The organism is Pseudidiomarina andamanensis, from assembly GCF_009734345.1.
In the GTDB taxonomy this organism is placed as follows: Bacteria; Pseudomonadota; Gammaproteobacteria; order Enterobacterales; family Alteromonadaceae; genus Pseudidiomarina; species Pseudidiomarina andamanensis.
Genome location: NZ_CP032551.1, coordinates 2,095,416 through 2,121,679, shown reverse-complemented (window position 1 = coordinate 2,121,679; position 26,264 = coordinate 2,095,416). Strand labels below are relative to the sequence as shown.

At 48.5% G+C, this 26,264-nt stretch carries 23 protein-coding genes; 8 read left to right on the top strand and 15 right to left on the bottom strand.

Features of this window, described 5'->3' with window-relative positions:
• Positions 1–2: 2 nt before the first annotated feature.
• The 3 genes from D3795_RS10110 to D3795_RS10100 are packed head-to-tail and all read right to left on the bottom strand — an operon-like array spanning position 3 to position 3,334.
• Positions 3–1,316 (bottom strand): N-acetylmuramoyl-L-alanine amidase, encoded by a 1,314-nt coding sequence (locus D3795_RS10110; protein WP_156268444.1) that lies wholly within the window; start codon positions 1,314–1,316, stop codon positions 3–5.
• Positions 1,316–1,795 carry a tRNA (adenosine(37)-N6)-threonylcarbamoyltransferase complex ATPase subunit type 1 TsaE gene (gene tsaE, locus D3795_RS10105; RefSeq protein ID WP_156268442.1) on the bottom strand — a complete coding sequence of 160 codons (480 nt, stop codon included), beginning with the start codon at positions 1,793–1,795 and terminating at the stop codon, positions 1,316–1,318. Before tsaE ends, D3795_RS10110 begins: the two co-directional genes overlap by 1 nt.
• A 24-nt stretch (positions 1,796–1,819) precedes the next feature.
• On the bottom strand, positions 1,820–3,334 hold the full coding sequence (locus D3795_RS10100; RefSeq protein WP_156268440.1) for an NAD(P)H-hydrate dehydratase: 1,515 nt from the start codon (positions 3,332–3,334) through the stop codon (positions 1,820–1,822).
• Positions 3,335–3,439: 105 nt separating this feature from the next.
• On the opposite strand from D3795_RS10100, the gene queG reads away from it, so the two are divergent.
• A complete protein-coding gene (gene queG, locus D3795_RS10095; RefSeq protein WP_156268438.1) occupies positions 3,440–4,555 on the top strand; it encodes a tRNA epoxyqueuosine(34) reductase QueG in 1,116 nt (371 codons plus the stop codon).
• Positions 4,556–4,775: 220 nt separating this feature from the next.
• Here the strand turns inward: queG and D3795_RS10090 are convergent, their stop codons facing one another.
• The 6 genes from D3795_RS10090 to D3795_RS10065 form a co-directional block, all read right to left on the bottom strand.
• The gene (locus D3795_RS10090; protein WP_156268436.1) at positions 4,776–7,469 is read right to left on the bottom strand and encodes a cation-translocating P-type ATPase; all 2,694 of its coding nucleotides are present in this window, start codon (positions 7,467–7,469) and stop codon (positions 4,776–4,778) included.
• Between the two features lie 24 nt (positions 7,470–7,493).
• Positions 7,494–8,054: a DUF1415 domain-containing protein gene (locus D3795_RS10085; RefSeq protein ID WP_156268434.1), complete on the bottom strand. Its 561-nt coding sequence runs from the start codon at positions 8,052–8,054 to the stop codon at positions 7,494–7,496.
• The gene (locus tag D3795_RS10080) at positions 8,051–8,461 is read right to left on the bottom strand and encodes a VOC family protein (protein WP_156268432.1); all 411 of its coding nucleotides are present in this window, start codon (positions 8,459–8,461) and stop codon (positions 8,051–8,053) included. Before D3795_RS10080 ends, D3795_RS10085 begins: the two co-directional genes overlap by 4 nt.
• Positions 8,458–9,378, bottom strand: a complete 921-nt coding sequence (locus D3795_RS10075) for a M14 family metallopeptidase (RefSeq protein WP_156268430.1) — start codon at positions 9,376–9,378, stop codon at positions 8,458–8,460. The genes D3795_RS10080 and D3795_RS10075 overlap by 4 nt, the downstream gene beginning before the upstream one ends.
• A gap of 52 nt (positions 9,379–9,430) precedes the next feature.
• A complete protein-coding gene (locus D3795_RS10070) occupies positions 9,431–9,841 on the bottom strand; it encodes an MAPEG family protein (protein ID WP_156268428.1) in 411 nt (136 codons plus the stop codon).
• Between the two features lie 68 nt (positions 9,842–9,909).
• A complete protein-coding gene (locus tag D3795_RS10065) occupies positions 9,910–10,152 on the bottom strand; it encodes a YheV family putative zinc ribbon protein (RefSeq protein ID WP_156268426.1) in 243 nt (80 codons plus the stop codon).
• A gap of 68 nt (positions 10,153–10,220) precedes the next feature.
• Here D3795_RS10065 and D3795_RS10060 point away from each other — a divergent pair, with 68 nt between their 5' ends.
• Positions 10,221–12,107 carry an ATP-binding cassette domain-containing protein gene (locus D3795_RS10060; RefSeq protein ID WP_156268424.1) on the top strand — a complete coding sequence of 629 codons (1,887 nt, stop codon included), beginning with the start codon at positions 10,221–10,223 and terminating at the stop codon, positions 12,105–12,107.
• Positions 12,107–12,331, top strand: a complete 225-nt coding sequence (locus tag D3795_RS10055) for a YheU family protein (protein WP_156268422.1) — start codon at positions 12,107–12,109, stop codon at positions 12,329–12,331. Before D3795_RS10060 ends, D3795_RS10055 begins: the two co-directional genes overlap by 1 nt.
• On the opposite strand, the gene cysQ is transcribed toward D3795_RS10055, so the two are convergent.
• A complete protein-coding gene (gene cysQ / locus D3795_RS10050) occupies positions 12,306–13,145 on the bottom strand; it encodes a 3'(2'),5'-bisphosphate nucleotidase CysQ (RefSeq protein ID WP_156269090.1) in 840 nt (279 codons plus the stop codon). The genes D3795_RS10055 and cysQ overlap by 26 nt on opposite strands.
• Positions 13,146–13,147: 2 nt before the next feature.
• Positions 13,148–13,696: an ADP compounds hydrolase NudE gene (nudE, locus tag D3795_RS10045; RefSeq protein WP_156268420.1), complete on the bottom strand. Its 549-nt coding sequence runs from the start codon at positions 13,694–13,696 to the stop codon at positions 13,148–13,150.
• An 87-nt stretch (positions 13,697–13,783) separates the two neighbouring features.
• Between nudE and sthA the strand changes: the two genes are divergently transcribed.
• A complete protein-coding gene (gene sthA, locus D3795_RS10040) occupies positions 13,784–15,190 on the top strand; it encodes a Si-specific NAD(P)(+) transhydrogenase (RefSeq protein WP_156268418.1) in 1,407 nt (468 codons plus the stop codon).
• On the opposite strand, the gene envZ is transcribed toward sthA, so the two are convergent.
• Together envZ and ompR are read right to left on the bottom strand one after the other, a co-directional pair.
• The gene (gene envZ, locus D3795_RS10035) at positions 15,170–16,495 is read right to left on the bottom strand and encodes a two-component system sensor histidine kinase EnvZ (RefSeq protein ID WP_156268416.1); all 1,326 of its coding nucleotides are present in this window, start codon (positions 16,493–16,495) and stop codon (positions 15,170–15,172) included. The genes sthA and envZ overlap by 21 nt on opposite strands.
• Position 16,496: 1 nt before the next feature.
• Entirely contained in the window at positions 16,497–17,231 is a 735-nt protein-coding gene (gene ompR, locus D3795_RS10030) for an osmolarity response regulator transcription factor OmpR (protein ID WP_173021020.1), read from the bottom strand.
• A 189-nt stretch (positions 17,232–17,420) separates the two neighbouring features.
• On the opposite strand from ompR, the gene greB reads away from it, so the two are divergent.
• Positions 17,421–17,903: a transcription elongation factor GreB gene (greB, locus tag D3795_RS10025; protein WP_156268412.1), complete on the top strand. Its 483-nt coding sequence runs from the start codon at positions 17,421–17,423 to the stop codon at positions 17,901–17,903.
• Between the two features lie 110 nt (positions 17,904–18,013).
• A complete protein-coding gene (locus tag D3795_RS10020; RefSeq protein WP_156268410.1) occupies positions 18,014–20,347 on the top strand; it encodes a Tex family protein in 2,334 nt (777 codons plus the stop codon).
• A gap of 60 nt (positions 20,348–20,407) precedes the next feature.
• Here the strand turns inward: D3795_RS10020 and D3795_RS10015 are convergent, their stop codons facing one another.
• The gene (locus D3795_RS10015) at positions 20,408–21,574 is read right to left on the bottom strand and encodes an acyl-CoA desaturase (protein ID WP_156268408.1); all 1,167 of its coding nucleotides are present in this window, start codon (positions 21,572–21,574) and stop codon (positions 20,408–20,410) included.
• A gap of 181 nt (positions 21,575–21,755) precedes the next feature.
• Between D3795_RS10015 and fabR the strand changes: the two genes are divergently transcribed.
• Complete coding sequence (fabR, locus tag D3795_RS10010) at positions 21,756–22,388, top strand: HTH-type transcriptional repressor FabR (RefSeq protein ID WP_156268406.1); 633 nt, start codon at positions 21,756–21,758, stop codon at positions 22,386–22,388.
• Here the strand turns inward: fabR and D3795_RS10005 are convergent.
• Entirely contained in the window at positions 22,345–24,123 is a 1,779-nt protein-coding gene (locus D3795_RS10005; RefSeq protein ID WP_156268404.1) for an SLC13 family permease, read from the bottom strand. The two genes, fabR and D3795_RS10005, sit on opposite strands and share 44 nt — an antisense overlap.
• A 128-nt stretch (positions 24,124–24,251) precedes the next feature.
• On the opposite strand from D3795_RS10005, the gene D3795_RS10000 reads away from it, so the two are divergent.
• The gene (locus D3795_RS10000; RefSeq protein WP_156268402.1) at positions 24,252–26,264 is read left to right on the top strand and encodes an alpha/beta hydrolase family protein; all 2,013 of its coding nucleotides are present in this window, start codon (positions 24,252–24,254) and stop codon (positions 26,262–26,264) included.

Genomic DNA, 26,264 nt, shown 5'->3' with positions numbered 1-26,264 from the left:
TATTATGACGATGGAATTTCTAACTTTTGACCAATGTGCAGCACGTTGCTTGAGAGCCGATTTTGCTCTTTGATAGCTTTCACTGTCGTGTTATAACGCTGCGCCAAAACCGACAAAGACTCGCCTGAACGGACAATATGCGTTTTGCTGCGACTGGTGGCAAACAACGTGCCATCCGGTGGTCGTCGCTGGAAATAATTACGCACACCCTGGTAAATAGCACGAGCTAATTGCTGCTGATGTTTATTGGTCAACAACTGCTGTTCTTCTTGCGGATTCGAGATAAACCCAGTTTCAACCAACATCGAGGGCACATTGCCGGAGGTTAACACCGCCAAGCTTGCATGCTGCGGTTCGTGTTTATGCATGTGGGCAACGCGTTTCATTTCCGCAATCACTTCTTTCGCCATTTCATAGCCGGTACTCATGGCGTGACCCATGCTCAAATCTAAAATTGTTTTACTGATATAACCGTAGGTATCATCTTCTTCCACGCGCATATCGACACCACCGAGCACATCGGACATCCGCTCTTTGTCCTCGAGCATTCGACCCATTTCGTTGTTTGCACGTCGTGTCGAAAGCACCCATACCGAGGCACCACGAGGTTGTGGACTAGTGAACGCATCAGCATGTATCGATACCAACAAATCGGCGTTAATGTCTTCAGCTTTACGCGTTCGTGCTTTTAGCCCGACGTAATAATCACCTGAGCGAATTAAGTAGGCTTGCATTGCGCTATCTTGATTGATGATATCAGCGAGGGCCTTGGCGATTTTGAGTACCACATGCTTTTCATAGGTGCCACGAGGCCCAATGGAACCAGGATCATCACCACCATGACCCGCATCAATCGCAATGGTTACCTTACGTTCTTTCAACTGCTCGACGGTTAAGGCTTCGGTACGTCGTTCTATTGAGCGCCCGGGCAAATCAATCACTAACCGTTCGCCATAGCGATCATTCGCCGCAAGCGGAAATACTTTCGCATCAATTTTGTCGCTGAGCTCTAACACAATACGTGTTGAATTTTTATCTTTCGGTGTGCTCGTTCGAATCTTCTTAATAAGCAACGATTCGTTTTGTAGCTTGGCTAAATCGACGTTGAGTTTGGTTGTATTGAAGTCAATGACTAAGCGATAAGGCGGAGCCTGATATAAAGTAAAATAGCTGTAATCTGGGCTGCTACTCAGGTCAAAAACAACACGCGTGTTGTCCGGAGCCGGCCAGATACGGATATTTTCAATATCATTCGCGTACGCCGCACCGCTTAAAAGCCAGCACAACGCCGCCACTTTCGCTAAAAAGTTTCGCATTACATAGTATCGAGTAACTCTCGACCTCGTTTTGTTAGCGCTTCGAATGTGATTGATCGCGCAGTGTCCGCATAATCAATCGTTATAATTATATCAGGCTGTGGTAAATAGCCTTCGCCACGTTGCGGCCATTCTGCCAAAATGATTCGATGGGTTCCAAGGTAATCACGGATGCCCATAAATTCAAGCTCTTCTGGATCTGCCAGTCGGTACAAATCAAAATGATTAATTTGCCATGGCTCTAATTCATAGCTCTCAACTAACGTGTAAGTTGGGCTTTTGACGTGGCCCTGATGGCCCAGTTGTTGAATAAACCCGCGACTAAACGTGGTTTTCCCAGCACCCAGCTCACCCAACAAATAAATCGTTAGGCCACTCTCAGCTAATGCGTTCTCGTGTGCTTTAACCCCATCGGCAAGCGCGCGTGCCGTATTAAGTAACGCCGCTTCATCTTTTAAAAACAAAGTATGCTTGTGCATGAACCCCTACTCATTCAGCGTTTTTTAAGCACCGGTTGCCAATAACTGGTGCGGATTCACAAGGGCGCGAAGTTCGGCCATTAAATCGCTCGGTAGTGTACCACGTTCTCCTCGCTGCGCAGCATTTTCGCCCGCTACAGCGTGTAACCATGCAGCTATCGCAAGTACCTGTTCAAGCGGGATTTTCTGAGCGAGCAACGCCCCGATAACCCCGCTTAAAACATCGCCACTGCCACCTACTGCTAAAGCTGGCGAACCTCGACGACATACCCATGCGTCATTTTGATGGGGCGATTTTACTAATGTTCCTGCACCTTTGAGTAGTGTATACGCCTGAAAGTTCTGACAAATTTGTGTAAGTGCTTGAAATCGGTTCGCGGCAACATCTTGCGTAGTACAGCCCAGCAGACGCGCTGCCTCTCCGGGATGCGGGGTAAACAGCCAGTCACTTTCGGTCGGCTTCGAAAACGGGGCTACAGCAAGACTATTGAGAGCATCGGCATCCCATACGACCGGCCCCTGCCATTTAGCAACCTGTTCGACGAGTGTTCTCGCCCATGCCGTTTGACCAAGTCCGGGCCCAATCACCACCGTTGTTGCCACGTCTAACAGTGCGGTCAAGTCATCCGCGACGGCATGCACCATCAATTCAGGTTGTGCCGTTGCAATGGCGAGTTGCGAATCACGGTGGCAAGCAATGGACACTTTGCCAGCACCGCATCTTAATGCCGCTCGCCCAGCTAGCAATGCCGCACCACTCATGCCAGCACCGCCACCAACAATTAATACGTGACCATAATTGCCTTTATGTGACGAATTGCGGCGCCGTTGTAAGTGCTCACTCACCAAGTTGCGCTGAATAACTCGCAAAGTGGGTGGTGTCCGGAAAAAAGCCCGACTAATACCGAGATCAGCCAACACAATATCGCCACAATAGTCCACAGCCTCGCCGGTAACTAATCCAACCTTCAGCGCAATCATTGTGACCGTGCAGTTGGCTTGCACAGCTGTAGGTTTCGCAACGCCAGTGTCGCTATCTAAACCGGTAGGAACATCGATACTTAAAATCCAACAGTCATCTTCATGGCGATTAATCAATTCCACCACATCAATAAATGGTGCGGTCAGGTCACGACTCAGACCGTTGCCAAACATCGCATCGACAACAACATCAACGCCTTGAAAATGGCCTGCAGATAATGATTCCAGTTCAAGCACTAGCCCGCCTTGGTCTCGCCATGCTTGTGCCGCGAGTACCGCTAGATTAGAGCGTGGCGCTGTCGCTGCAACTTGTACTTTATAACCAGCATGCTGCGCCAAACGTGCTAAAACCCAACCATCGCCACCATTATTCCCCGGCCCACACACAATGAGTAAACTTGCTGGAACTGGCTGTTGCGCTTGAATTGCGCCCAAACATGCTTGTGCCGCGCGCTGCATAAGTTGCGCCATACTCACATCACAAGCGACAGCAGCTTCTTGCTCACCTACTCTCACTTGCTCAGCGGTGTAGATCATGCTGGTTAAATCAATTGACATCGGTGCATCCCTTGGCTGTTTTTGCTATGTTAGCGCCAAATCACGCTGACTATTTACGTGTGCTACGTTACTTGTGCTAATAGTGTAGAGGATAAATCGAATTCTATGGATTATCACCAACTGGCCGAAGATATTAAACGCTGGGGCGCCGAACTGGGGTTCCAAAAGGTTGGTATTACCGATGTCGACCTCAGCACTGAACGCGAGCATTTACGCCGCTGGCTAGAGCAAGGCATGCACGGCGATATGGAGTGGATGGCCCGTCACGAAGACTTGCGCACCCGCCCTGATCAACTTCACGAAGGTGCCGTGCGCGCTATTTCTGTGCGCATGAACTACCTGCCAGCTGAAGCTGGCTTCGCCAAAACGTTAAAAAATCCTCGCCTCGGGTATATCAGTCGCTATGCATTAGGCCGCGACTATCACAAACTCATGCGAAAACGCTTAAAACAACTCGGCGAAAAAATCCAAGAAGCCTGCGCAGACCTAGATTTTCGACCTTTCGTCGATTCCGCGCCGATTATGGAAAAGCCGTTGGCGATAAAAGCCGGCCTAGGTTGGCGTGGAAAACACACCTTAGTGCTTGATGAAGGCAGCGGCTCATGGTTTTTCTTGGGCGAACTTCTTGTTAATTTACCACTGCCTACCGACAACGAAGTTGAGGAAAAGTGCGGAACATGCAGCGCCTGCATTACTATTTGTCCCACGCAAGCGATTGTGGCGCCATATAAACTCGACGCTCGCCGCTGTATTTCTTACTTAACCATCGAGTTACGCGACAGCATCCCAGAAGAGTATCGCCCATTGATGGGGAATCGAATCTATGGCTGCGATGATTGTCAATTGATTTGCCCGTGGAATCGTTACGCTCAATTAACCGATGAGGGCGATTTTTCACCCCGCCAAGAACTGCATGCACCAGAGTTACTTGAATTATGGCAGTGGGATGAAGAAACGTTCTTGAAGCGTACCGAAGGCTCACCGATTCGTCGTATTGGCTATGACTGTTGGTTACGCAATTTGGCGGTGGCCATGGGGAATGCACCAACGGATACGGATATTATTAGAGCGCTAGAAACACGCCGTCCCGATGTATCTAGCATGGTTGCCGAACACATTGATTGGGCGCTTGATCGACAACGCAGTGGTGCCGTTAAAGTTGAAAAACAGGTAGTTCGACTTGTACGCGCTGTTGAGAAGGGGCTCCCGCGTGACGCTTAGCCACTGAAGTATTAGGCTCTTTAACACTCGAACTTTTCACAAAGGTTTCTTGCTCTTGTGGACTACAAGCAACCAAAATCACCATGGTGCTCATGATTAGACCCAATAAGAATTTATACATGGCTGCGCTCCCCACTCGCGTACCGTTTAATTAACGGTTGCATAGTAGCGAGCAGCGCCCACCTGAACAATGTGAAAAATGAAAGGATTAGGTAAAGGGTTACAATCGCCAATTAAAAAACCGGATTCGTAATTGCTTCTCAAATTCAACGGTTACCAATAGCGCCACCCCAATCAGCAGCACGATTAACACCTCGTGCCAGTCAAGCGCAGCGATACCAAAGAGCTGTTGTAGCGGTTGAACATAAGTGACCAGTGCTTGCGCCATGACAATTAAAATTACCGCTATCCACAACGGGCGAGTGCCCCGAAGCGTCCGCCATGTCAGCGAAGCACCATAAATATTGCGAATAAAGAATAGATGAAAGATTTCGAGCACAACCGCTGTATTCAGTGCCATGCTGCGCGCCACTTCAATACTCTGCCCCTGATTGAGGGTATATTGAAACACACCATAAAGCGCCGCGACAAACAGCATCGATACAAAAACAACATGCCAAACTAAAGTACCTCGCAACAATGGCTCTGAACGGTGTCGCGGCGGTCGTTTCATACTATTCGGCTCCGTCGGTTCGAACGCCAAGGTTAAGCCTAGGGTAATGGCGGTCACCAAATTCACCCACAACAACTGAACCGGTGTAATGGGTAGAGCAAGCCCCAATAGCAAGGCGAGAATAATTACCATGGATTCACCAACACTGGTGGGAATATCCCAACTGATAACTTTTTTCAGGTTATCGTAAACCGTACGACCTTGCTGTACCGCAGCAACGATGGAGGCAAAGTTATCGTCAGTGAGCACCACATCTGCTGCTTGCTTGGTCGCTTCACTACCGCGAATACCCATGACGATGCCAACATCGGCGCGTTTTAGAGCCGGCGCATCATTGACGCCATCGCCGGTCATCGCCACCACTTGCTGCTGTGCTTGTAACGCCTGAACTAATCGCAATTTATGCGCAGGGCTGGTACGGGCGAACACATGCACTTCGTTTACGGTGTCGTTGAATTGCTCATCAGATAAATTATCAAGCTCGCTACCGGTCAGTACCCTATCCGCATTTTTAATGCCAACTTGATGTGCAATCGCTGTCGCAGTTCCGGGATGGTCGCCAGTAATCATCTTCACACTAATACCAGCTTGGCGACACTGTTGTATCGCTTCGATTGTTTCCGCACGTGGCGGATCAATGAGCCCAACCAAACCAACCAGAACAAGGTCTTTGCTCAACTCTGATTGCTCAAGCACGACGTCAGTATCCGCCACTTGGCGTTGCGCCAATGCCAACACGCGTAATCCTTGTGCGGCAAGCTGTTTTGCTTCGACCAACCAATAGTCACGATTAAGTTCGGTAATCTGCCGTCCCGCCGCATATTGCCAAGAACACATCGTTAGGATTTGCTCAGGCGCACCTTTTACACTGACAAAAGCATGCCCTCGGTGATCATGATCTAACGTCGCCATGTAGCGTGTTTCGGCATCAAAGGGAATTTCATCATGGCGATGCCATTGCCGCCGGTCGTGCTCAACCGAAATGCCGAGCTTTGCTACAAAAGCTAGTAGCGCGCCTTCCATCGGATCACCCATAACTTGCCAGCCGTCTGCCGATTCATGTAACTGTGCATCGTTACATAGCAGTGCTATACGCCCGATATCACGCAAACGCGGCTCATCGCTGACCAAAGCAGTGTCAACCGTCGCATTGATCACTTCGCCACTCGGCGCATAACCATCGCCGGTTATATTAAACTGAGCATCGCTCAACGTGAGCGCTGCGACCATCATTTCGTTTCGCGTTAACGTTCCCGTTTTATCGGTACAGATCACTGAGACTGCACCGAGTGTTTCGATACTTGGCAGGTGGCGCACAATGGCATGGCGTCGTGCCATCGCCTGCACACCAACCGCAAGAGTAATGGTCATCACCGCTGGCAAACCTTCTGGAATAGCGGCAACGGCGATACTCACCATAATCATAAACAGCTCAGCAAATGGCTTGAGTTGCAACCAACTTGCATAAGCAAGCAGAGCGCCAGCAACGAAAAGAATTAGAAACGTCAGCCATTTCGAAAAACGTGCGGTTTGCTCAACCAGCGGTGTCGTTAATTTCGATACTTCTGTCAACATCACACCAATACGACCAAACTCGGTACTGGAACCTGTCGCAACCACCACGCCTTGTGCATGCCCAGTGGTTACCCAAGTGCCGAGGTAAGCCATATTTGAACGACTACCCAACGCTGTTTGTTCGCCAAGATCTTCGGTCTGTTTGGTCACCGCGTGCGATTCACCAGTCAGCACCGCCTCTTGCACCTGAAGGCTAAAGGTTTCTAGTAGACGGAGATCCGCCGGAACGCGCGCGCCTGCCTCTAATATCACGACATCTCCGACAACCAACTGTTCAGCTGGAAGCTGCTGTCGTTTACCGTCACGCACGACTAAAGCGGTTGGCGCCAACATATGGCGCAATCCGGCAAGTGCCGATTCCGCCTTGCCTTCTTGGTAAAAACCAATAACCGCATTGATAATAACGACAGCAAATATCACCGCGGCGTCGACAAAATGCTGTAGAAATAATGTGATGCCTGTTGCCGCTAAAAGAACGTAGATAAGCACATTATGAAACTGCCGGATAAAGCGCTTCCATGCTGACTCTGTCTTAACCGCGGGGAGTGTATTCGAACCCAACTCATGAAGCCGCTTTTCAGCTTCATCACTCGTTAAGCCAATAGTGCTGGACTGGAAATGTTGGAGAACAGCTGCAGATGGCATTGCATGCCAGCTTGCTTGCATAAGTCCTCCATTATTGGTGTGGTGTTAATTCTTTATGTTAGCGATATCTTCTAGAATTTTAGCAAAGAAATCAGAGCCTTTTTGTCTGGCAAAATCAATATTTCGTTCGGGGATTCGCTCTGGCTTCGTGTAGCTAGCCAGTGCATTGGCAACACTATCTTCGCGAAGCACATGTAACATTGGGTATGGTGCACGATTAGTATAGTTTGCAGCATCGTCAGCATCGCTATCCGCAAACTGATATTCGGGGTGAAACGTGGCAAGTTGATAGACCCCGTCGTACCCTTCGAGCTCGAGTAAACGCTCTGCATAGTCGACTAAATCAAGATAGTCATCAAAATCGCTCACCCCGTTTGGCAGAATCAGAAGCGCCGTCGCAATATCCGACTGCGCATCGAGTTGCTGTATTAATTTGAGTAATGTTTGGAGCTGTTCCGCAATATCGGCGCTCGTCTCTACCTGATAGTGAATGGTTTGTTGTTCAACTTCACGACGCGCAAACGGGCATAAATTAAATTGAACAATCACTTGGTCTACCCAAGCTTTAGTTTGCGCAGTGATTTGCGGTATTGAGTCAGTTGTCATAAATGCGGATTGTATACCACTTCCCATAAATGTTTTTCAGGGTCCATAAAATAGCCGGCATAGCCACCCCACGAGGTGGTTTTTGCTGGTTTCACCCAAGCAGCACCCGCTTTCGATGCCTCATCCAAAATAGCATCAACGGCTTCTTCGGAATCAACATTATGCGCCAATAAAACATGCGTTGGCTGGGCGTTACCAAGAGGCAAGCCACTGTCATTTGCCAAACTTTGCCGTGGCCACAAAGCAAACATCAGATTATTTTCAAGCTTAAAAAAAGCAGCGGCACCATTCTCATATTGCTCGCCAATAATGCCGTCAGTTGGCCAACCTAAGCCGTCGCGATAAAACGCGACGGCTTTCTCCAAGTTATCCACCGTTAAGGTAATAAAGGAGATTCGAGGCTTCATATAACCGCCTGACGCATATACTCCAAGGCGCCTTTCACGGCAGCTACTTGCGCTTCAATACATTCTTCGGGTGATGCATTGGCGCTGTCCGGATAGACCTCGGTGGTGCTCACGTACGGCGCATCCGTTAAGCCCATGCACAAACCAAGTTCTTTCCCGGCATAGTGAATGACACCCTCCTGCTCAACCGGGGCTCCAATGATTTTGCCTTCGTCATCGGCAGGAGCAATGTGAGTAACTTGCCGCACCGAATCAATAATCGCCTTTTGGAAATCTGGTGTTGGCTTCTCAGAGTTGCCAACAGTATAGAAACCATCTGGGATGTTCCAATTGGTATTCACCTTCCCATCGCGAGCCGCGAGTGCAGGACGGAATTCTGAATTGTCTGTGTCGGTGGTTTCGTGCAAGTCGATATGCATCACGAAATCAAGTTGATGACTCGCGATGTAGTCCATAATTGCCGCACACTCACCGGCTGGGCTGTTCTCTTTGAATGAACGATTCGGATCAATCGCAAACGGATTCCAGCGATTAATGGTTTCGTAGCCCCACGGACTAATGCATGGCGCTATGAGAATATTGAACCATTGGCTGTACTGCTCGGCGTGCTGCTTTGCAAATGCTAAGGCGCCATGAACGCCAGATGTTTCATAGCCATGCACACCACCGGTAACCAGAACATTTGGTTTGGCGGAATCCCACTGGCGGGTTTTCAGCAAAAATAACGGAAACGTATTGTTAGTATATTCGAGCGCGCCATATTGCTCGACATCAAATTGGTCATGCAACTGATTAATCTGGGTGACAACATCATCAAAATATGAACGTTTTACAGATTGTTGTTTAAGCCACTGTTGTTTTTCTTCAACACCCCAAGGTTGCCCTGGAGTGCCAATTGGATACTGCTGTTCTGTCATTGTTTAACCTTTTCTATCTTATTTTTTGGCAAGTTACCTTCTGCAAAGTATCTTATTGCAGCAACTTGAGGGCAATTTGAATCAACACCACAATATTGGCGATGATACCAATCATAAAGAAGTAACTGCGTGGACTCGGATTGCGCTCGGTTGCAATGCCGTAATACAGCAACATGTGAACGATACGAGCAAAGGCAAACGCCCAAACTGATATCGCGAACCATTGCGAATCAACACCTGCAAAAATGGCTAAGAAAACGGCTGCAAGAAAAAATGGAACATTTTCAATGCTATTTTGAAAGGTTCGATGGGCGCGGAACACGAATGATTGATGGCTTAAACTTTCGTTGATTTTGCCCGGAATGGCACCGGGTTGCTTCGCTTTACTGCCACTTGCGATGAACCATTGCACCATCACAGTAGCTAAAATAACCCAAACCCCAGCATAAACGAGATGACTCATGACCCTACCTTTTTGTGAACGTAAGAAACATTACAGTAGCGGGTAATCAAAAGGTCTGCAACGGCTACTTATTCGGGCTTGAAGATACCGATAATACTGTCCGATTGAACACTCTTGCCGGTACTGGTGGGCTTAATCGCGACTGCTTGTTCTTCTGCAGGCGGCTTCGCTCCGCGCTCTGAGAATGTATGACCGCACTGAACACAGCTCACTTCTTCCTGTTCACCTTTGATGGTGAGCATGAGTGTATCTTGCGCATGGCATGCAGGACATTCCGCACCAGCAATAAAACGTTTACGAGTTTGAGTCATATTCACCTCTGTGGCTATCAGGTATAATTGTCGCAGAAACTGAGTGGAACACCAAGTTAGGACGATTCATGATAAACATTCGCGCGATGTCGTTAATGCGCGGCGGCAAGTTATTGCTCGAAGATGCGAACATAACTATTTTCCCTGGTCATCACGTCGGCCTCGTGGGGCGCAACGGCACCGGTAAGTCATCTCTTTTTGCATTGCTGCGCGGCGAACTGAGTGTTGAACAAGGCTCTTGCGACTTGCCAAGCGGCTGGCGTATTGCCAGCGTGAAGCAAGAAACACCTGCGCTTGAGCAGGCTGCTATAGAATACGTACTCGATGGTGATAAGGAGCTCCGCGACTTAGAAAAACAACTGGCTGATGCCGAAGCCAAACATGACGGCAACGCCATAGGCCACTTACACGATGCCATTGCCACCATTGGTGGATACGAAGCACCAGCGCGTGCAGCCTCTCTCTTAGCGGGTTTAGGTTTTGAGCCTGAGCAAATATATGCAGCGGTAAAATCATTCTCAGGTGGCTGGCGAATGCGCCTTAACTTGGCACAAGCGTTGATTGCGCGTGCCGATTTGTTGCTCCTTGATGAACCCACCAACCATTTAGACGTTGATGCTATTTTCTGGCTCGAGGACTGGCTACAACGCTTCCCCGGCACTTTAATTGTGATTTCACACGACCGTGATTTCCTCGATGCTATTGCGCAACAAATTGTGTTGATTGAACATCAACGCGCAACCAGCTTCAGTGGTAATTACAGCAGTTTTGAAAGGCAGCAAGCGGAACAACTCGCACAACAACAAGCGCAATTTGAAAAAGAACAAGCACAACGCAAGCATTTGCAGAGCTACATTGATCGGTTTCGTTACAAGGCGAGCAAGGCGAAACAAGCACAAAGCCGCATTAAAGCGTTAGAGCGTTTGCAAGCAAGTGCACCGCTACGCGCTGCGAGCGGTTTTCAATTTGCATTTAAAGAACCAGAGCAATTACCGAACCCACTGTTAACGCTTGAAAAAGTGCAGGCAGGATATGGCGACACGGTCATTTTGAAGAATATTCAATTTAACCTTGTGCCAGGCAGCCGCATTGGTCTGCTTGGTCGTAACGGCGCTGGTAAATCAACTCTCGTGAAGTTACTGGCAGGTGAGCTAATAGCACAAGCGGGCGTGGTGGCTTTGAATCCAGGCGTTAAACTTGGTTATTTCGCCCAGCATCAATTGGAAACGTTAGATGCGCAAGCAACACCTCTGCAACACCTGCAGCGACTTGATAAATTTGCCACGGAACAACAGCTGCGCGACTTCGTGGGTGGTTTTGGTTTTTCTGGTGATGCTGCCACTAGCCTTGTTGGGCCAATGTCGGGGGGTGAGAAAGCGCGCTTAGTTCTAGCGCTCATTGTTTATCAAAAACCAAACATGTTGCTTCTCGATGAACCAACGAACCATCTTGATAGCAGCATGCGTGAGGCGCTCGTTTATGCGCTGCAAGACTTTACCGGCGCCATGGTCATTGTGTCGCACGACCGCCACTTATTGCGCACCACGGTTGATGAGTTTTACTTGGTTGCTCATCAGCAAGTCGAGCCTTTCGCTGGTGATTTGGATGCTTATCATGATTGGCTTAAGCAGCAGGCTCAAAGCTCGCAAACTACGACGAACTCCAATAGCGGAAAAGCTGATAAAAAAGCCGAAAAACGCCAAGCGGCTGAGCGTCGGCAAGCATTGAAGCCGCTCAAAGACCGTGTCAGCAAGGCTGAAAAGGCGCTCTATCAGGCTGAACAGGCACTGGCGGAATGCAATGAATTATTAGCAGATACCTCTCTTTATGAGGCTGACCGGAAAACTGAACTTGCGGATATTCTTAAACAACAAGCGCAAGCCCAAGCCAAACTAGCCGAAGCGGAAGAAGAGTGGATGGCGGCTGAAGAAGCACTACAAGAGGCACACGATTAATGCAGATTCCATGGCAACAAGTTGACTCTGAAACGCTTACAAACTTGATCGAAATGTTCGTATTGCGTGAAGGCACCGATTACGGCGATGAAGAAAAGTCGTTGGAAGAAAAAGTGGAAGATGTGCGGCGCCAACTGGCCGCCGGCGAAGCCGTGCTCGTTTGGTCAGAACTTCATGAAACCGTGAATATCCTGCCGGCTAATCATCGCTTCGATGATGAATAAACACTTCCTGCCACGGCACATCAGGGTCACCTAAAATAATAAAGTTAGGATTGCCTAGGTTAGCTTCTTGGTTGTAAGTAAGGGGCATAAAGCCCTCACTGACAATGCGCCCGCCAGCTTCACCCACAATCACTTCCGCAGCGGCTGTATCCCATTCGCCGGTTGGGCCAACGCGTAAAAAACAATCGGCACGTCCTTCAGCAATCATACAGGCTTTCAATGAACAGCTGCCAGCTGGCACAAGTTGTAGCTCTCGCTCACTGGTCATGCGCTGTAATACGCGCTCACGTGGCTGACGGCGGCTAATTGCTAAATGCAGAACATCATTGAGCGGGTCGGCAAGACGACGCACGTGAATACGCTGCGTGCCGTGTACATCGCGGCGGAAAGCCCCTTGCCCACGTTGAGCGGTATACAACACATCACCCGCTGGCCAGTAAATGACCCCGAGTACCGGCTGATTATGTTCAACCAACGCGATAATGACACCAAAATCACCACTGCGGGCAATAAATTCTTGCGTACCGTCAATCGGGTCAATCATCCAATAGCGCGGCCACTGGCGGCGTTCTTCAAACGTTAAATGCGAACCCTCTTCAGAAAGCACTGGAATATCAGGAGTCAACGCCGAGAGTCCATCAACAATCAAGCGATTGGCGGCAAAATCGGCGCTCGTGACAGGCGAGTCATCATCTTTCTCGTACGTTTCGTAAGCCTGCTCTTCATAGAGTTCAAGAATCAGATCGCCAGCTTTCAACGCAATATCAGCCGCACCTTGTAACCATCCCTGTAATTGTTCTACCGAGCTATTCATTGTCACTTGCCAAGCTCCCGAAGTGTCATCAACAAAGCCGCAATACTGCGTGCTTCCGTGAAATCTTCCTGTTCCATTAGCGCATCCGCTTTGCTCAGTAACCATGGCACCTTCTCTAACGGTTCCGGTTCGTCACCTGGCAAGCTTTCTGGATATAAATCGCGAGCGATAAAAATATGCATGGTCGCCGAAAAAAACTGCGGCGCCATGGTGACACTTTTCAGCGGAGTCAGCTGTTTGGCACCAAACCCTATTTCTTCTTTGAGTTCACGATTAGCAGCCTGCTCTGGTGTCTCGCCGGGGTCAATTAAGCCTTTAGGAAAGCCAAGCTGATAGTTGTGTAGACCAGCGGCATACTCGCGCACCAACATTAAGGTTTCGTCATCAATAAAGGGGACAATCATGACGGCGCCGCGGCCGCTACTCGCCATACGTTCGAACTGGCGCTCGACACCGTTACTGAAGCGTAAGTCGATTGCCTCAATGCGCAGAAGGCGACTCGTTGCTACAATTTGGCGAGTTAAAATTTCTGGAACTGGTTTGTGCGCCATAAGAATTCCATATTACTGGCTAAATACATCGGCTTTTCGTTACTATAACGGCAAAGAAGCAAGCGGTACAACCAGAAGGAGCATTTGATGAGTCAGGCAGATCTGCAATTTGATGCAGTAGTGATAGGCAGTGGCCCAGGCGGCGAAGGCGCCGCCATGCAACTCGCAAAAAATGGCCGTAAAGTTGCGATGGTTGAAAAGCACAGCTCGATTGGTGGCGGCTGCACGCACTGGGGAACCATCCCATCGAAAGCATTACGCCACTCGGTCAGTCGCCTCATTGAATACAATGCGAATCCATTGTTTGCTGCCGAACGTATCCAGCGCGGGCTGACCTTTGCTGAAATATTGAAACACGCGCAAGGAGTCATTCGCAAACAAGTTCGTTTACGCAGCAGCTTTTACGAGCGCAACGGTGTTACTGTCATTCATGGTAGTGCTTCGTTCGAAAATGCCAATCGCCTGAAGATCACGCAAGCAGACGGTACGCTTGAGTTTATTACCACGAAACAAGTGGTTGTCGCGACCGGCTCACGCCCATATCACCCACCTGATGTGAATTTCTCTCATGCCCGTATTTACGATTCAGATACCGTGCTTGATCTCGAACACGAGCCACGCAGCATTATTATTTATGGAGCGGGCGTCATCGGTTGTGAATATGCGAGTATTTTTCGCGGATTAGGCGTGAAAGTCGATTTGATTAATACCCGCGAGCGGCTATTAAGCTTTCTTGATGCGGAAATTTCCGATGCGCTTAGTTACCACTTGCGCAATAGCGGCGTCGTCATTCGACACAACGAAGAATATGATCGCATTGAAGGCCATGCTGACGGCGTGACGTTGTATACAAAATCAGGTAAGCGCATTGATGCCGACTGCTTGCTATTCGCCAACGGTCGCTCGGGCAATATTGAATCGCTAAACGTTGAATCGGTTGGCCTGAAGCCAAATCATCGTGGCCAGCTTGAAGTGAATAATCACTACCAAACGAAAGCTGATAATATTTATGCGGTTGGCGATATCATTGGCTACCCTTCGCTCGCTAGTGCCGCTTATGATCAGGGCCGCATTTGCGCCACTGCAATGATTGATGGAGACTGCGATCAACGCTTAATTAGTGATATTCCAACCGGTATTTATACGATTCCTGAAATTAGCTCCGTAGGTAAAACCGAAGAAGAGCTTACCGCGCAAAAAGTACCTTATGAAGTTGGCCGAGCGCAGTTTAAACACTTGGCTCGTGCGCAAATTTCAAATATGGCGGTGGGAAGCTTAAAAATCCTGTTTCACCGGGAAACGAATGAAGTGCTTGGCATTCATTGCTTTGGCGAACGTGCGGCGGAAATTATTCACATCGGCCAAGCCATTATGGAGCAGAAAGGGTCTGGCAATACCATTGAGTATTTCGTGAACACCACCTTTAACTACCCGACCATGGCTGAAGCTTATCGGGTGGCCGCCTTGAATGGTTTAAACCGCGTTCGCGGGTAATTCCACACGAACACATAACCCACCAAGCCGCTGACTACTGCCAAATAGCACGCGGCCATGGTGGCGCTCAACAATGCGTTTCACAATCGCTAACCCGAGGCCAGAGCCCTTGGTTGAGCGCGCCTTGTCGGCTTGTGTAAACGGTTGTAATAAGTACTCGATTTGGTTAGCTGGTATGCCTGGACCATCATCACAAACCTTTATCCATGCCATGCGCCGCTGATCATCATAGCCGGTTTCAATTAAGACTTTTTCATGACCATAACGCTCTGCGTTCTCAAGTAAATTCAGTAAAACACGCTTGATTGAAACTTCGCGCACCAATACTTCCGGCATCTCGTTATAAATCACTTCTATTTTGTTATGCCAGGAGTCAGGTACGTGAGCGACAACATCTTCGACAATGTAATTCAAATTTTGTAGGTCATTATCAGCAGCGGTATCACTTCGAACGTAATCAATAAACTGGTCGATAATAGCGTTCATATCATCGATATCGCTGATAATTCCTTCCGCCAAGTAGTCTTCGCTTGGCGGCATCATTTCGGTTGCCAAACGAATCCGTGTCAGTGGTGTGCGTAGGTCGTGCGACACACCGGCCATTAATAACGCACGGTCTTGCTCTAGCTGCTTCACACCTTGCGTCATTTGATTGAATGCCCGGGTCACAGCAATAATTTCACTAGAGCCTCGCTCCGGCAAATCATCAGGATAATCACCCTGCCCAATTTTTTTTGCTGCCGCCTCTAGCGCTTTCAACGGACGGTTTTGCCAATTGGTAAATACCATGCCACCAAACACACTCAGCGCACCAATCAACACTAAATAAAATAGTAGTGGGGAAAAACGTGCTTCGTCGAAGCTATCTAGTTCAATCACTAACCAATAACCGGGTAGGTTTGCGGTACGTATCCATACCCGATACGCATCGCCCTGCGAAATGCGAACTTCGGTGTTAGCTTGCAGCAAGTCGGAAAGCTGAGCAGATAAAAAGTTATAAGTGGTGGTTTGCGCAAGGCCATAGTCGAGTGCTTTATCTTCACTAATGCCTTCAATACCCGTGGCATCGGTATATCGCATAACCAATCGCTGTTGTTGCTCCGGAGAAATATCGGCCTCACTCAACCACTGATCGAGCGCCATAATCCCCTGTACCTGTCGAGCCACGACACTGCTAATTTGCTGCATGCTCGGTTTCACAACGTACAAACCAATCATGATGTAAGAAACAACCTGATTGATAAGCAATAAAGCGGCAATCAGCGCCACAGTGCGCGCGAACGCTGATCGAGGAAAGAATTTCATACTAGGCTGATTTACCGGAATCTTTACCGTCAGGGACAAACACGTAACCTAAACCCCAAACGGTTTGAATGTAACGTGGGCTCGCTGGATCAGCTTCAAGCATGCGACGCAGGCGTGAAACTTGCACATCGATACTGCGCTCCAGTGCACTATAATCGCGACCACGCGCTTGGTTCATCAGTTTGTCACGAGACATCGGTTGGCGCGGGTGCGTCACAAGCGCTTTCAGGACGGCGAACTCACCGCTTGTTAGAGGCATGGGTTCGTCACCACGAAACATTTCGCGCGTGCCTAGGTTTAATCGGAATTCACCAAAGCGAATTTCTTCGTCTTCAGCACTTGGCGCACCAGGTATATCCTTGCCTCGACGTCGCAACACCGCACGAACACGCGCCAACAGTTCGCGCGGGTTGAATGGTTTAGCAAGGTAATCATCAGCGCCTAGCTCAAGCCCAATAATCCGATCTACCTCATCACCCTTTGCGGTCAGCATGACAATTGGAATTTCGTTATTTTGTTGACGTAATCGACGGCAAATCGATAATCCATCTTCACCTGGAAGCATGAGATCGAGAACCATTAAATGGAAATTCTCGCGTTCGAGTAAACGATCCATTTGGTCGCTATCACCGGCGGTGCGAACGTGAAAGCCCTGCTCAGCTAAATAACGTTCGAGGAGACTTCTAAGACGCGCATCGTCATCAACGACGATGATTTTAAAGGTTTCTTGGCTCATAATTTTTTTGCTCGTTTAGGCAACTATGTAGGCAACTATGATGAACTATATGCCAAGCAAATTCTTTTGCCAACAAAGGCTTGTAACGAAAGATTTCAAGTATTCAAAGTTTGATGATTTTAATCTCTTTCACTTCATCGTAAACTCGTCACATATATTATTCGCTTTAATTCTGTCAGTTGGTATCTCATGAAAACCAATCTAATAAGCCGTTCGGGCTACCTGCAATTACAGCAGGAGCTTGATCATTTATGGCGAGTTGAACGTCGCGAAACCACCGAGAAGGTCGCTTGGGCTGCCAGCCTTGGCGACCGTAGCGAAAACGCAGACTACAAATATAACAAGCAGAAACTGCGGCAAATTGATAAGCGTATTCGGTTTTTACGCAAGCGCCTTGAACAACTCAAAATTGTCGAATACTCACCGCAGCAAGACGGCAAAGTGTTTTTTGGTGCAACAGTTACCGTAGAAGACGACCACGGTCAGCAGAAAACCTTCACCATTGCCGGCCCTGATGAAATTTACCAACGCGATGATGTCATTTCCATTGACGCGCCAATGGCACGCGCAGCGCTTGGTAAACAGCTTGATGACGAGTTCACTGTGGTGACGCCAACAGGGTCAAAACTCTGGATTGTAACCGAAATCGATTACATTTTAACCCGTTCATAGCCTCCATTCGCGCATTTACGCATTCTCTACACCGAAACGCACACAAGCAAGAAACAGCCTGATATACTGGCCCGATTCCTAATTTTGAACACGACGTTATGAGAGAATTTATGAGCTCGATTACTCAGCAAATCGCGAACGAATTAGCGGTAGGTTCGCAGCAAGTACAAGCTGCTATCGCGCTATTAGATGACGGTGCGACGGTACCTTTTATTGCCCGATATCGAAAAGAAGTGACTGGCGGCCTTGATGATACGCAACTGCGAAATCTTGCGCAGCGCCTGACCTATTTGCGCGAACTAGAAGATCGTCGCGCGGTCATTTTGGGGAGTATTAAAGATCAAGGCAAGCTCACACCAGAACTCGAGCAAGCGATTTTAGAAACCGCCTCAAAAACCGAACTCGAAGATTTATATCTGCCTTATAAGCCGAAGCGACGTACCAAAGGGCAAATCGCCATTGAGGCGGGCCTTGAACCACTTGCCGACGCGTTGTTTGGTAACCCAGAACTATCGCCTGAAACCGAGGCACAAAAATATATCAACACCGATGCTGGTTTTGCTGATGAAAAAGCGGTACTTGATGGCGCACGCTTCATTCTGATGGAACGCTTTGCCGAAGATGCCGCATTGTTGAAAAAAGTTCGCGATTACTTGTGGAACAACGCCGAGATCACCAGTGTTGTTGCGCCTGGCAAAGAAAACGAAGGCGCGAAGTATCGCGACTACTTTGAGTTTAGCGAAGCCCTGAAGAAAATTCCTTCGCATCGCGCACTCGCATTATTCCGCGGGCGTAACGAAGGTATCTTGCAACTCAAGTTAAACCCAGATCCGCAACAGGAAGACCCGAAAGCGCGTAGTTATGGCGAACAATTAATTGCTGCTCATATTGACTGGCAAGATAAAGGGCGCGCAGCCGATACATGGCTTCAACAAACCGTACAGTGGACTTGGCGCATCAAAATATTACTGCACATGGAAACGGAACTATTCGGCTCGGTACGCGAGCGTGCTGAAACCGATGCAATTCAAATTTTTGCCAATAACCTAAAAGATTTGCTAATGGCAGCGCCGGCCGGTGACAAAGTAACGATGGGGCTTGATCCGGGCGTACGCACGGGCATTAAAGTAGCTGTGGTCGATAGTACCGGCAAAGTATTAGGCACCAACACGGTATTCCCGTTCCAGCCGCAAAACCAAGTCGATAAGGCCATGCGCACGCTAGCCGGCATGTGTAAGCAACACAAAGTTGAATTGATCTCGATTGGTAACGGAACCTATTCGCGTGAAACCGACAAGCTTGTTGCCGAAATGCTCAAAGCGAACCCAGAAATTAAAGCCAATAAAGTCATTGTGAACGAAGCTGGTGCTTCAGTTTACTCTGCCTCTGAACTTGCCGCGCTTGAGTTTCCAGACTTAGATGTTTCGTTGCGTGGTGCTGTTTCAATTGCACGCCGCTTGCAAGATCCTTTGGCTGAGCTCGTTAAAATTGAACCAAAATCAATTGGTGTTGGCCAGTATCAGCATGATGTTAGCCAAGCTCAATTAGCACAGAGCCTTGATGCCGTGGTTGAAGACTGTGTTAACGCCGTTGGTGTCGACTTAAATACAGCCTCGGTTGCGCTATTGGCGCGCGTTGCTGGTTTAACCAAAACGTTGGCACAAAACATTGTTGCGCATCGCGATAGCCATGGCCGCTTTGCAACCCGCCAGCAACTGTTAAAAGTTGCACGAATGGGACCGAAGTCGTTTGAACAAGCCGCAGGTTTCTTGCGCATTATGAATGGTGAACAACCACTCGATAGTTCAGCGGTTCACCCAGAAGCGTACCCGGTGGTTGAGCGCATAGCTGCACATAGCCAGAAACAAGTGGCCGATATCATTGGTGACACCGCGTTTTTAAAACAAATTAACGCCAAAGACTTCACCGATGAAACCTTTGGTTTACCGACGGTACAGGATATTTTGCGCGAGTTAGATAAACCAGGCCGAGACCCTCGTCCTGAATTTAAAACAGCTAGCTTTAAAGATGGCGTGGACGACATTAAAGATCTGAAACCGGGTATGACGCTTGAGGGTGTTGTGAGTAACGTTGCCGCCTTTGGTGCCTTCGTTGATATTGGTGTGCATCAGGATGGTTTAGTGCATGTGTCGGCGTTATCCGACAAGTTCGTGAGTGACCCTCGCGAAATCGTGAAAGCCGGTGATATTGTGAAGGTGAAAGTGCTGGAAGTGGATGTTCCGCGTAAACGTATTAGTTTAACCATGCGCCTAACCGACGAGCCAACTGCTGTAGCATCAAACCAATCAAGCCAAGCCAAACCACAAAGCAACAAGCCGCGTGGCGCTGGTGGCCAATCACGCCCGAAACCGGCGGCTCAGCCAGCAATGAACTCGGCGATGGGGTCCGCTCTTGCCGAAGCATTCGCAAAAGCGAAGAAATAACGGTAGAAACGCCCACAAAAAAGCCGACCACATGGTCGGCTTTTTCTTTCGTCAGTCAGTTTACGCGGCTTGCGGCGCACGCAACGTACGCTGTAATAGCTCTTGAAACTCTTGCTTATGTGTATTGAAGGCAATACGCATAATATCAGCTTTCGCCTGTAGCTCCGCTAAGGTTGGCATGTGCATGCTGTCAGCCATCGCTTTTGCTTTTGTATCAAGTAGTTGCTTACGTACTTGATAATATTCACGTAATTTCGCCACCATCACATCAAATTCATCATGTAATTTGGCCATGGTTGTTTCGCAAGACAACTGCGCTTTTGCCGTCGCTTTTTTAAACTGCATCTCTAGACGAGCTTTTTCAACTTGATAGCCATTTGTACGTTTCAGGTTGCTGGTAAGCCCTACCCATGAACACGCACGAATCAACCATTTGGTTGGGTCAAAATGCCACCAACGAATCCCGTTACGGTAATCGGCCGAAAAGATATGGTGGTAGTTATGATAGCCCTCACCAAATGTCAGCAGCGCCAACACACCGTTGTCGCGAGCTGTGTTGCGATCAGTATAGGTTTGCTTACCCCAAATGTGCGCTAATGAGTTAATGAAGAACGTGGTGTGGTGATTAATCACCAAGCGTGCGAAGCCAACTAAGATAATTGCGCCCCAGACATCACCAAGCATAACACCTAATGCAATTGGCCAACCGATAGAAGTTACCAGCGTTAACAACAGATAATTGCGGTGCTGCCACATAACAATCGGATCATTCTGTAAGTCTTTTGCATTGTCATAGTTGCTGTATCGGGAAGCCTGATATTCACGCAACATCCAACCGATGTGCGAGTACCAAAAGCCACGCTTCGCTGAGTATGGGTCTTTGTCGTTATCATCCACATGCTTGTGGTGTTCACGATGATCGGATGACCAATGCAAGGCGCTGTTTTGAACGGCTAAGGCACCACCAAGCGCAAATAAAATGCGTAGCGACCAATGTGCATCATAAGCACGGTGCGCCCAAAGGCGATGGTAACCCGCGGTAATTGAAATACCAGCGAATACAATGGTACCGATTAATCCAGCAATAAGGCCTGCCGAAAAACCGTGCGTTAAGCCGTACCATGGTACGCCAATAACAGTCACTAAAAAGGTAATGGCAAAGACACTGAGGTTAAGCCAAATAATTGGGGGTTTTTCAGCGGCTGCTGAAACAGGATCTGACGACATAAATTAACCAACTTAAAAACTAAAATGAAAATCGCTCGCGTTCAGTGAACACGTGTTCGCTCAATTTACCTACCCTTTGATGAGCACGCAAGTAAAATCGTGCAAAAAACGGCGAATTGCGTGAACACACGTTCACTGACATAATCCGTTTGACGATTTAATCTAACAAGAGTTCCATGCTATGGCCGGTGTTCGCGCAGCCCAAAAAGAAAAAACCCGACGCGCCCTTATTCAAGCGGCAATGAATCAGCTTAGTGCCGAACATGGTTATTCCAGTTTAAGCCTGCGTGAAGTCGCTCGCGAAGCCGGTATTGCGCCAACCTCTTTTTATCGACACTTTCAAAATATGGAAGAATTAGGTTTGACGTTGGTGGACGAAGGCGGCCTTACATTGCGCCAATTATTGCGGCAATCGCGTCAGCAAATTGCCAAAGGTGGTTCCATTATTCGTGCGTCAGTTACCACATTTATGGAGTTTGTAACCAACAACACCGCTATTTTCCGTTTATTACTACAAGAAAAATCAGGCAACTCACGTGAATTTCGCTTAGCCGTAACCCGCGAAGTGGAGCATTTTACTGCTGAGTTAGTCGATTATCTCGTCGATGAGCAACAGTTTGAACGTGAAGTGGCTGAGTTACAGGCTGATGCCATTGTGCGGATTGTATTCAGCGCCGGCGCCGATGCGTTAGATGCTGACACCAAAGAGCGCCAGCGTTTAACCGAGCAGACAATCGCGCAGTTACGAATCGTTGCGCGGGGTGCAGAATCTATGCGCCAAGCGGCCAAAACCAAAGAATCAACGGCACTGTAGCAACGCACAGCACCAACGTGAGTGGAAGTCCGAGCTTCCAATAGTCGCCGAAAGCATAACCGCCTGGGCCCATCACTAATATATTCGATTGATGCCCAATCGGTGTAATAAAAGGTAATGCGGCACCAATCGCAACCACCATCAAAAACGGGTCCGCTGATACGCCAAGACCACTTGCCATATTCAAACCAATTGGCGCCATCAATACCGCTGCAGCGGCGTTATTAATAATGTTCGATAACGCCAATGTGACAACTAATAATATCGATAATGCCACCGCAGCAGGTGCATCGTTACTCACCAGAAGCGCCCAATCAGCAAGGGTATGTGCCGCGCCACTTCGTTCTAGAGCGCCACCTAACGGAATGGTCGCACCAAGTAAAACAACTATGGGCCAATCAACGTTTTCATAAAGCTCGCGCAGCGGAATAATATTGCTCAACACCATTGCCCCAGCGGCAGCAGTAAAAGCCACGGGAACCGATAGAAAACCAAGCGCACTGAGCATAATGGCAGCCGCAAAAATGGCGAGCGGCGTAAACAGTTTTTTAACGGCACCAATTCGCATACTGCGCTGAGCTAATGGAAAGCATCCAAAACGGCGGAATACATCCGTGAGAATTTCGGCATCTCCCTGCAACAACAAAACATCACCGGGTTTAAAGCGAATATTCGCTAAGTTGGGTTTCACCGGTTGCCCTTGTCGAGCAACGGCTAACACATTCACACCAAACCGATGACGCAAGCGTAAATCGGCAGCCGACCGGCCTACTAAGCGTGAGTCAGGGCCCACAACGCCTTCCACAACTTGAACCTCATCCGAAATTAAGAAGCGATCAGCTAATTCTTCTTCTGCGTTTAATTCAAAGCCGGTCGCGTCGATAATTTGTTGAAGTGTGTCTGTGTCCGCTTCAACTATCAGAACATCTTCCGCCTTGATTCGGTAATAACGAGGCGGGGCTGTCATCACAGTTTTATCTTGTTTTATCGCGACGACCGCGAAGTTTTCTTTGATGCGACTTTCGAGTTCGTAGAGCGTTTGCCCGACGTAGCTGGCGGTTGATGGCACCCATAACTCGGTCATATATGAACTCATATCATACGGTGAGTTAGCGCTGTCACGACTATTGGTTTTCGGCACCAACCAGCGGCTGGTTAGCCACATAAACACTAAGCCAATGACCGTTAGCGATACGCCCACTGCGGTAAAATCAAAAATACCAAAACTGTCACCGACTGATTCACGACGGATATCTGCCACAATAATATTGGAAGGTGTACCAATCATGGTCACGGTACCGCCCAACAATGAGCCAAAAGCCATCGGCATGAGCACCTTGGAAGCGTGACCTAGCCCGCTGCGTGACAGTTGCAAAGCGACGGGGATCATAATAGCCATCGTGCCGGTATTACTGATAAACGCAGAACAAAACGCGGTGATACTGGTGAGTGCCAACATTTGCACCCAAGCTTTATCGCCAACACGTTTCATTAGTGACGCTAACGCATCAACCACACCAGAACGCCACATGGCATGACTAATGACTAATACTGCCGCCACCGTAATCACCGCTGCATTACCAAAACCTGAAAATACTTCGTTGGTTGGTACTAATCCTAGAGCTGCCGCTACTAATAAAGCGAACATCGCCACCAAGTCATAGCGCCAGCGGTCCCACACAAAAAGGACTAAAGCGCCTAGCAGAATTGCTCCGATTAATAATTGGTCAACCATGTACCATCCAAACCTTAAAATGTTGTTAACAGATTGGCGTTATTTCGTGGGAAGTCAATAATTTTGCTGGTAAGATTGGAAAATAATTATGAATATTTCATGAACAACAAAGCAACGAGGAGTACATCATGCTGCGCAGCATTAGTCTTGTATTAGTCGCTGCGGTAATGTCAGTTTCTACCTACGCGCGTGACATCACGCTCGAAGAAACCGTTACCGTTCAATCTGTAAATAGTGCCGCACTTGCCGCTGACGGTCAGTTGGCTGCCTTTACGCGAGTCGTGCCACGCCAACCGTATGTTGATGACGATGGCAGTTCCTATATTGAGCTATTTACCGTGCGCGGCAATTCCGCAAGCGTACCGTTCATTACCGGAAAAGAAAGCTTGGGCGCTGTTAGTTTCAATGGCCAAACTATTTATTTCTTGGCGAAACGTGAAGGTGTCAAACATACCAGTCTCTATAAAATGGCGACCACCGGTGGTGAAGCGCAACTGGCTCTGAGCCATGATGCTGCCATAAGCAGCTATGCTATTAGCGCCGACGGCCGCTACATTGCATTTCGTGCACGTAGCAAAGCCGACGACACAAAATCGAAACTCGCTAAAAAAGGCTTCAAAGCTGAAGTTTATGAAGAAGAACATCAGTTTACTCATCTATGGCTTTACGATACCCAAGCTGAAAACGCTAAGCCAGTTCAGTTAACTGACTCTCAGCAAGTACTTTCTGTAGCATTTCGCCCAGAGCACGAACAATTATTGGTTCGTGTAGCGCCGACCGCGCTTGTTGATGACAATTATATGAGCAGCCAATATCAATTGCTCGACCTCAACGGCAAACAAGTCAGCTCTTTTGAGTCAGTTGGTAAGTTAGGTAAAGCTGAATTCTCGCCAGACGGCCGATACTTAGCCGTGATCGGCGCCGCCGATTACAACGACCCGTCCGATGGTCGTCTATATGTGTATGACACCAGCAAAGAGAACGAGCGCAGAGAAGTATTACCGGATTACCAAGGCCACGTGCAAGATATCGCTTGGCGTCGTAACGATGAGTTAATCTGGTTAGGTCACCGTGGCACCCAAAGCGAAGTGCAAGCGCTTACCATGCAATGGCTAGAAACGCGCATTATTATGGAGCCTAGTGAGTTAATTGCGGTTGATATTGAAGTAACGCCAGGGCACGACGATGTGTTAGTACGTGCTCACAGTGCCGCTCACCCGACTGAATTGTTCCGTATTAGTGGCCAGCGTATTGAACGCCTTACGAATTCAAACCCTTGGTTAGCCGACGTCACCATGCCGCGTCAAGAAACCGTGCGTTACAAAGCGCGTGACGGCCTTGATCTTGAAGGTATTGTGGTTTACCCAACCGATTATAAAGAAGGTCAACGCTACCCATTAATTATGGTGGTTCACGGTGGTCCTGAAGCGCATTACAGCAATGGCTGGCTCGACCGCTACGGTAGCCCTGTGAAATATGCTGCGCAACAAGGCTATGCGTTGTTCTTCCCGAACTACCGTGGAAGTACTGGTCGTGGCGTTGAATTCTCAAAGCTTGGCCAGAACGATTATGCCGGTAAAGAGTTTGATGACTTAGTTGACGGTAAAAATCACTTAGTGGAAATGGGACTGGTTGATGCCAAGAAAGTTGGTATCACTGGCGGCTCATATGGTGGTTTCGCTTCCGCATGGGGTGCCACTGCACTCACTGAACATTTTGCCGCAAGCGTCATGTTTGTGGGTATCAGCGATAACATTTCGAAGTTCGGTACAACCGACATTGCAAAAGAAATGCACGCCGTTCATGCTCGCAGCTATCCGTGGGAAAAATGGCAGTGGTACTTAGAGCGCAGTCCTATTTATCATGCTGAGAAAGCTCGCACACCAATTTTGATCATGCACGGTAAAGAAGATACACGTGTGCATCCAAGTCAATCGATGGAGCTATATCGTTATTTGAAAACCCATGGCAATGTGCCTGTTCGTCTTGTACTTTACCCAGGTGAAGGCCATGGTAACCGCCGTGTTGCTGCGCAGCTAGACTACGCTATGCGCCTCATGCGTTGGATGCAGCACTTCTTGGTAGAAGGTAATAAAGAAGCACCAGCACATGAATTACCTCACGCAGAAAAGCTGAAATAG

Bases quoted from the DNA above. Each gene is read 5' to 3' on its own strand.
- D3795_RS10110 (WP_156268444.1), bottom strand. From the start codon at position 1,316: ATGCGAAACTTTTTAGCGAAAGTGGCGGCGTTGTGCTGGCTTTTAAGC.
- tsaE (WP_156268442.1), bottom strand. From the start codon at position 1,795: ATGCACAAGCATACTTTGTTTTTAAAAGATGAAGCGGCGTTACTTAAT.
- D3795_RS10100 (WP_156268440.1), bottom strand. From the start codon at position 3,334: ATGTCAATTGATTTAACCAGCATGATCTACACCGCTGAGCAAGTGAGA.
- queG (WP_156268438.1), top strand. From the start codon at position 3,440: ATGGATTATCACCAACTGGCCGAAGATATTAAACGCTGGGGCGCCGAA.
- D3795_RS10090 (WP_156268436.1), bottom strand. From the start codon at position 7,469: ATGCAAGCAAGCTGGCATGCAATGCCATCTGCAGCTGTTCTCCAACAT.
- D3795_RS10085 (WP_156268434.1), bottom strand. From the start codon at position 8,054: ATGACAACTGACTCAATACCGCAAATCACTGCGCAAACTAAAGCTTGG.
- D3795_RS10080 (WP_156268432.1), bottom strand. From the start codon at position 8,461: ATGAAGCCTCGAATCTCCTTTATTACCTTAACGGTGGATAACTTGGAG.
- D3795_RS10075 (WP_156268430.1), bottom strand. From the start codon at position 9,378: ATGACAGAACAGCAGTATCCAATTGGCACTCCAGGGCAACCTTGGGGT.
- D3795_RS10070 (WP_156268428.1), bottom strand. From the start codon at position 9,841: ATGAGTCATCTCGTTTATGCTGGGGTTTGGGTTATTTTAGCTACTGTG.
- D3795_RS10065 (WP_156268426.1), bottom strand. From the start codon at position 10,152: ATGACTCAAACTCGTAAACGTTTTATTGCTGGTGCGGAATGTCCTGCA.
- D3795_RS10060 (WP_156268424.1), top strand. From the start codon at position 10,221: ATGATAAACATTCGCGCGATGTCGTTAATGCGCGGCGGCAAGTTATTG.
- D3795_RS10055 (WP_156268422.1), top strand. From the start codon at position 12,107: ATGCAGATTCCATGGCAACAAGTTGACTCTGAAACGCTTACAAACTTG.
- cysQ (WP_156269090.1), bottom strand. From the start codon at position 13,145: ATGAATAGCTCGGTAGAACAATTACAGGGATGGTTACAAGGTGCGGCT.
- nudE (WP_156268420.1), bottom strand. From the start codon at position 13,696: ATGGCGCACAAACCAGTTCCAGAAATTTTAACTCGCCAAATTGTAGCA.
- sthA (WP_156268418.1), top strand. From the start codon at position 13,784: ATGAGTCAGGCAGATCTGCAATTTGATGCAGTAGTGATAGGCAGTGGC.
- envZ (WP_156268416.1), bottom strand. From the start codon at position 16,495: ATGAAATTCTTTCCTCGATCAGCGTTCGCGCGCACTGTGGCGCTGATT.
- ompR (WP_173021020.1), bottom strand. From the start codon at position 17,231: ATGAGCCAAGAAACCTTTAAAATCATCGTCGTTGATGACGATGCGCGT.
- greB (WP_156268412.1), top strand. From the start codon at position 17,421: ATGAAAACCAATCTAATAAGCCGTTCGGGCTACCTGCAATTACAGCAG.
- D3795_RS10020 (WP_156268410.1), top strand. From the start codon at position 18,014: ATGAGCTCGATTACTCAGCAAATCGCGAACGAATTAGCGGTAGGTTCG.
- D3795_RS10015 (WP_156268408.1), bottom strand. From the start codon at position 21,574: ATGTCGTCAGATCCTGTTTCAGCAGCCGCTGAAAAACCCCCAATTATT.
- fabR (WP_156268406.1), top strand. From the start codon at position 21,756: ATGGCCGGTGTTCGCGCAGCCCAAAAAGAAAAAACCCGACGCGCCCTT.
- D3795_RS10005 (WP_156268404.1), bottom strand. From the start codon at position 24,123: ATGGTTGACCAATTATTAATCGGAGCAATTCTGCTAGGCGCTTTAGTC.
- D3795_RS10000 (WP_156268402.1), top strand. From the start codon at position 24,252: ATGCTGCGCAGCATTAGTCTTGTATTAGTCGCTGCGGTAATGTCAGTT.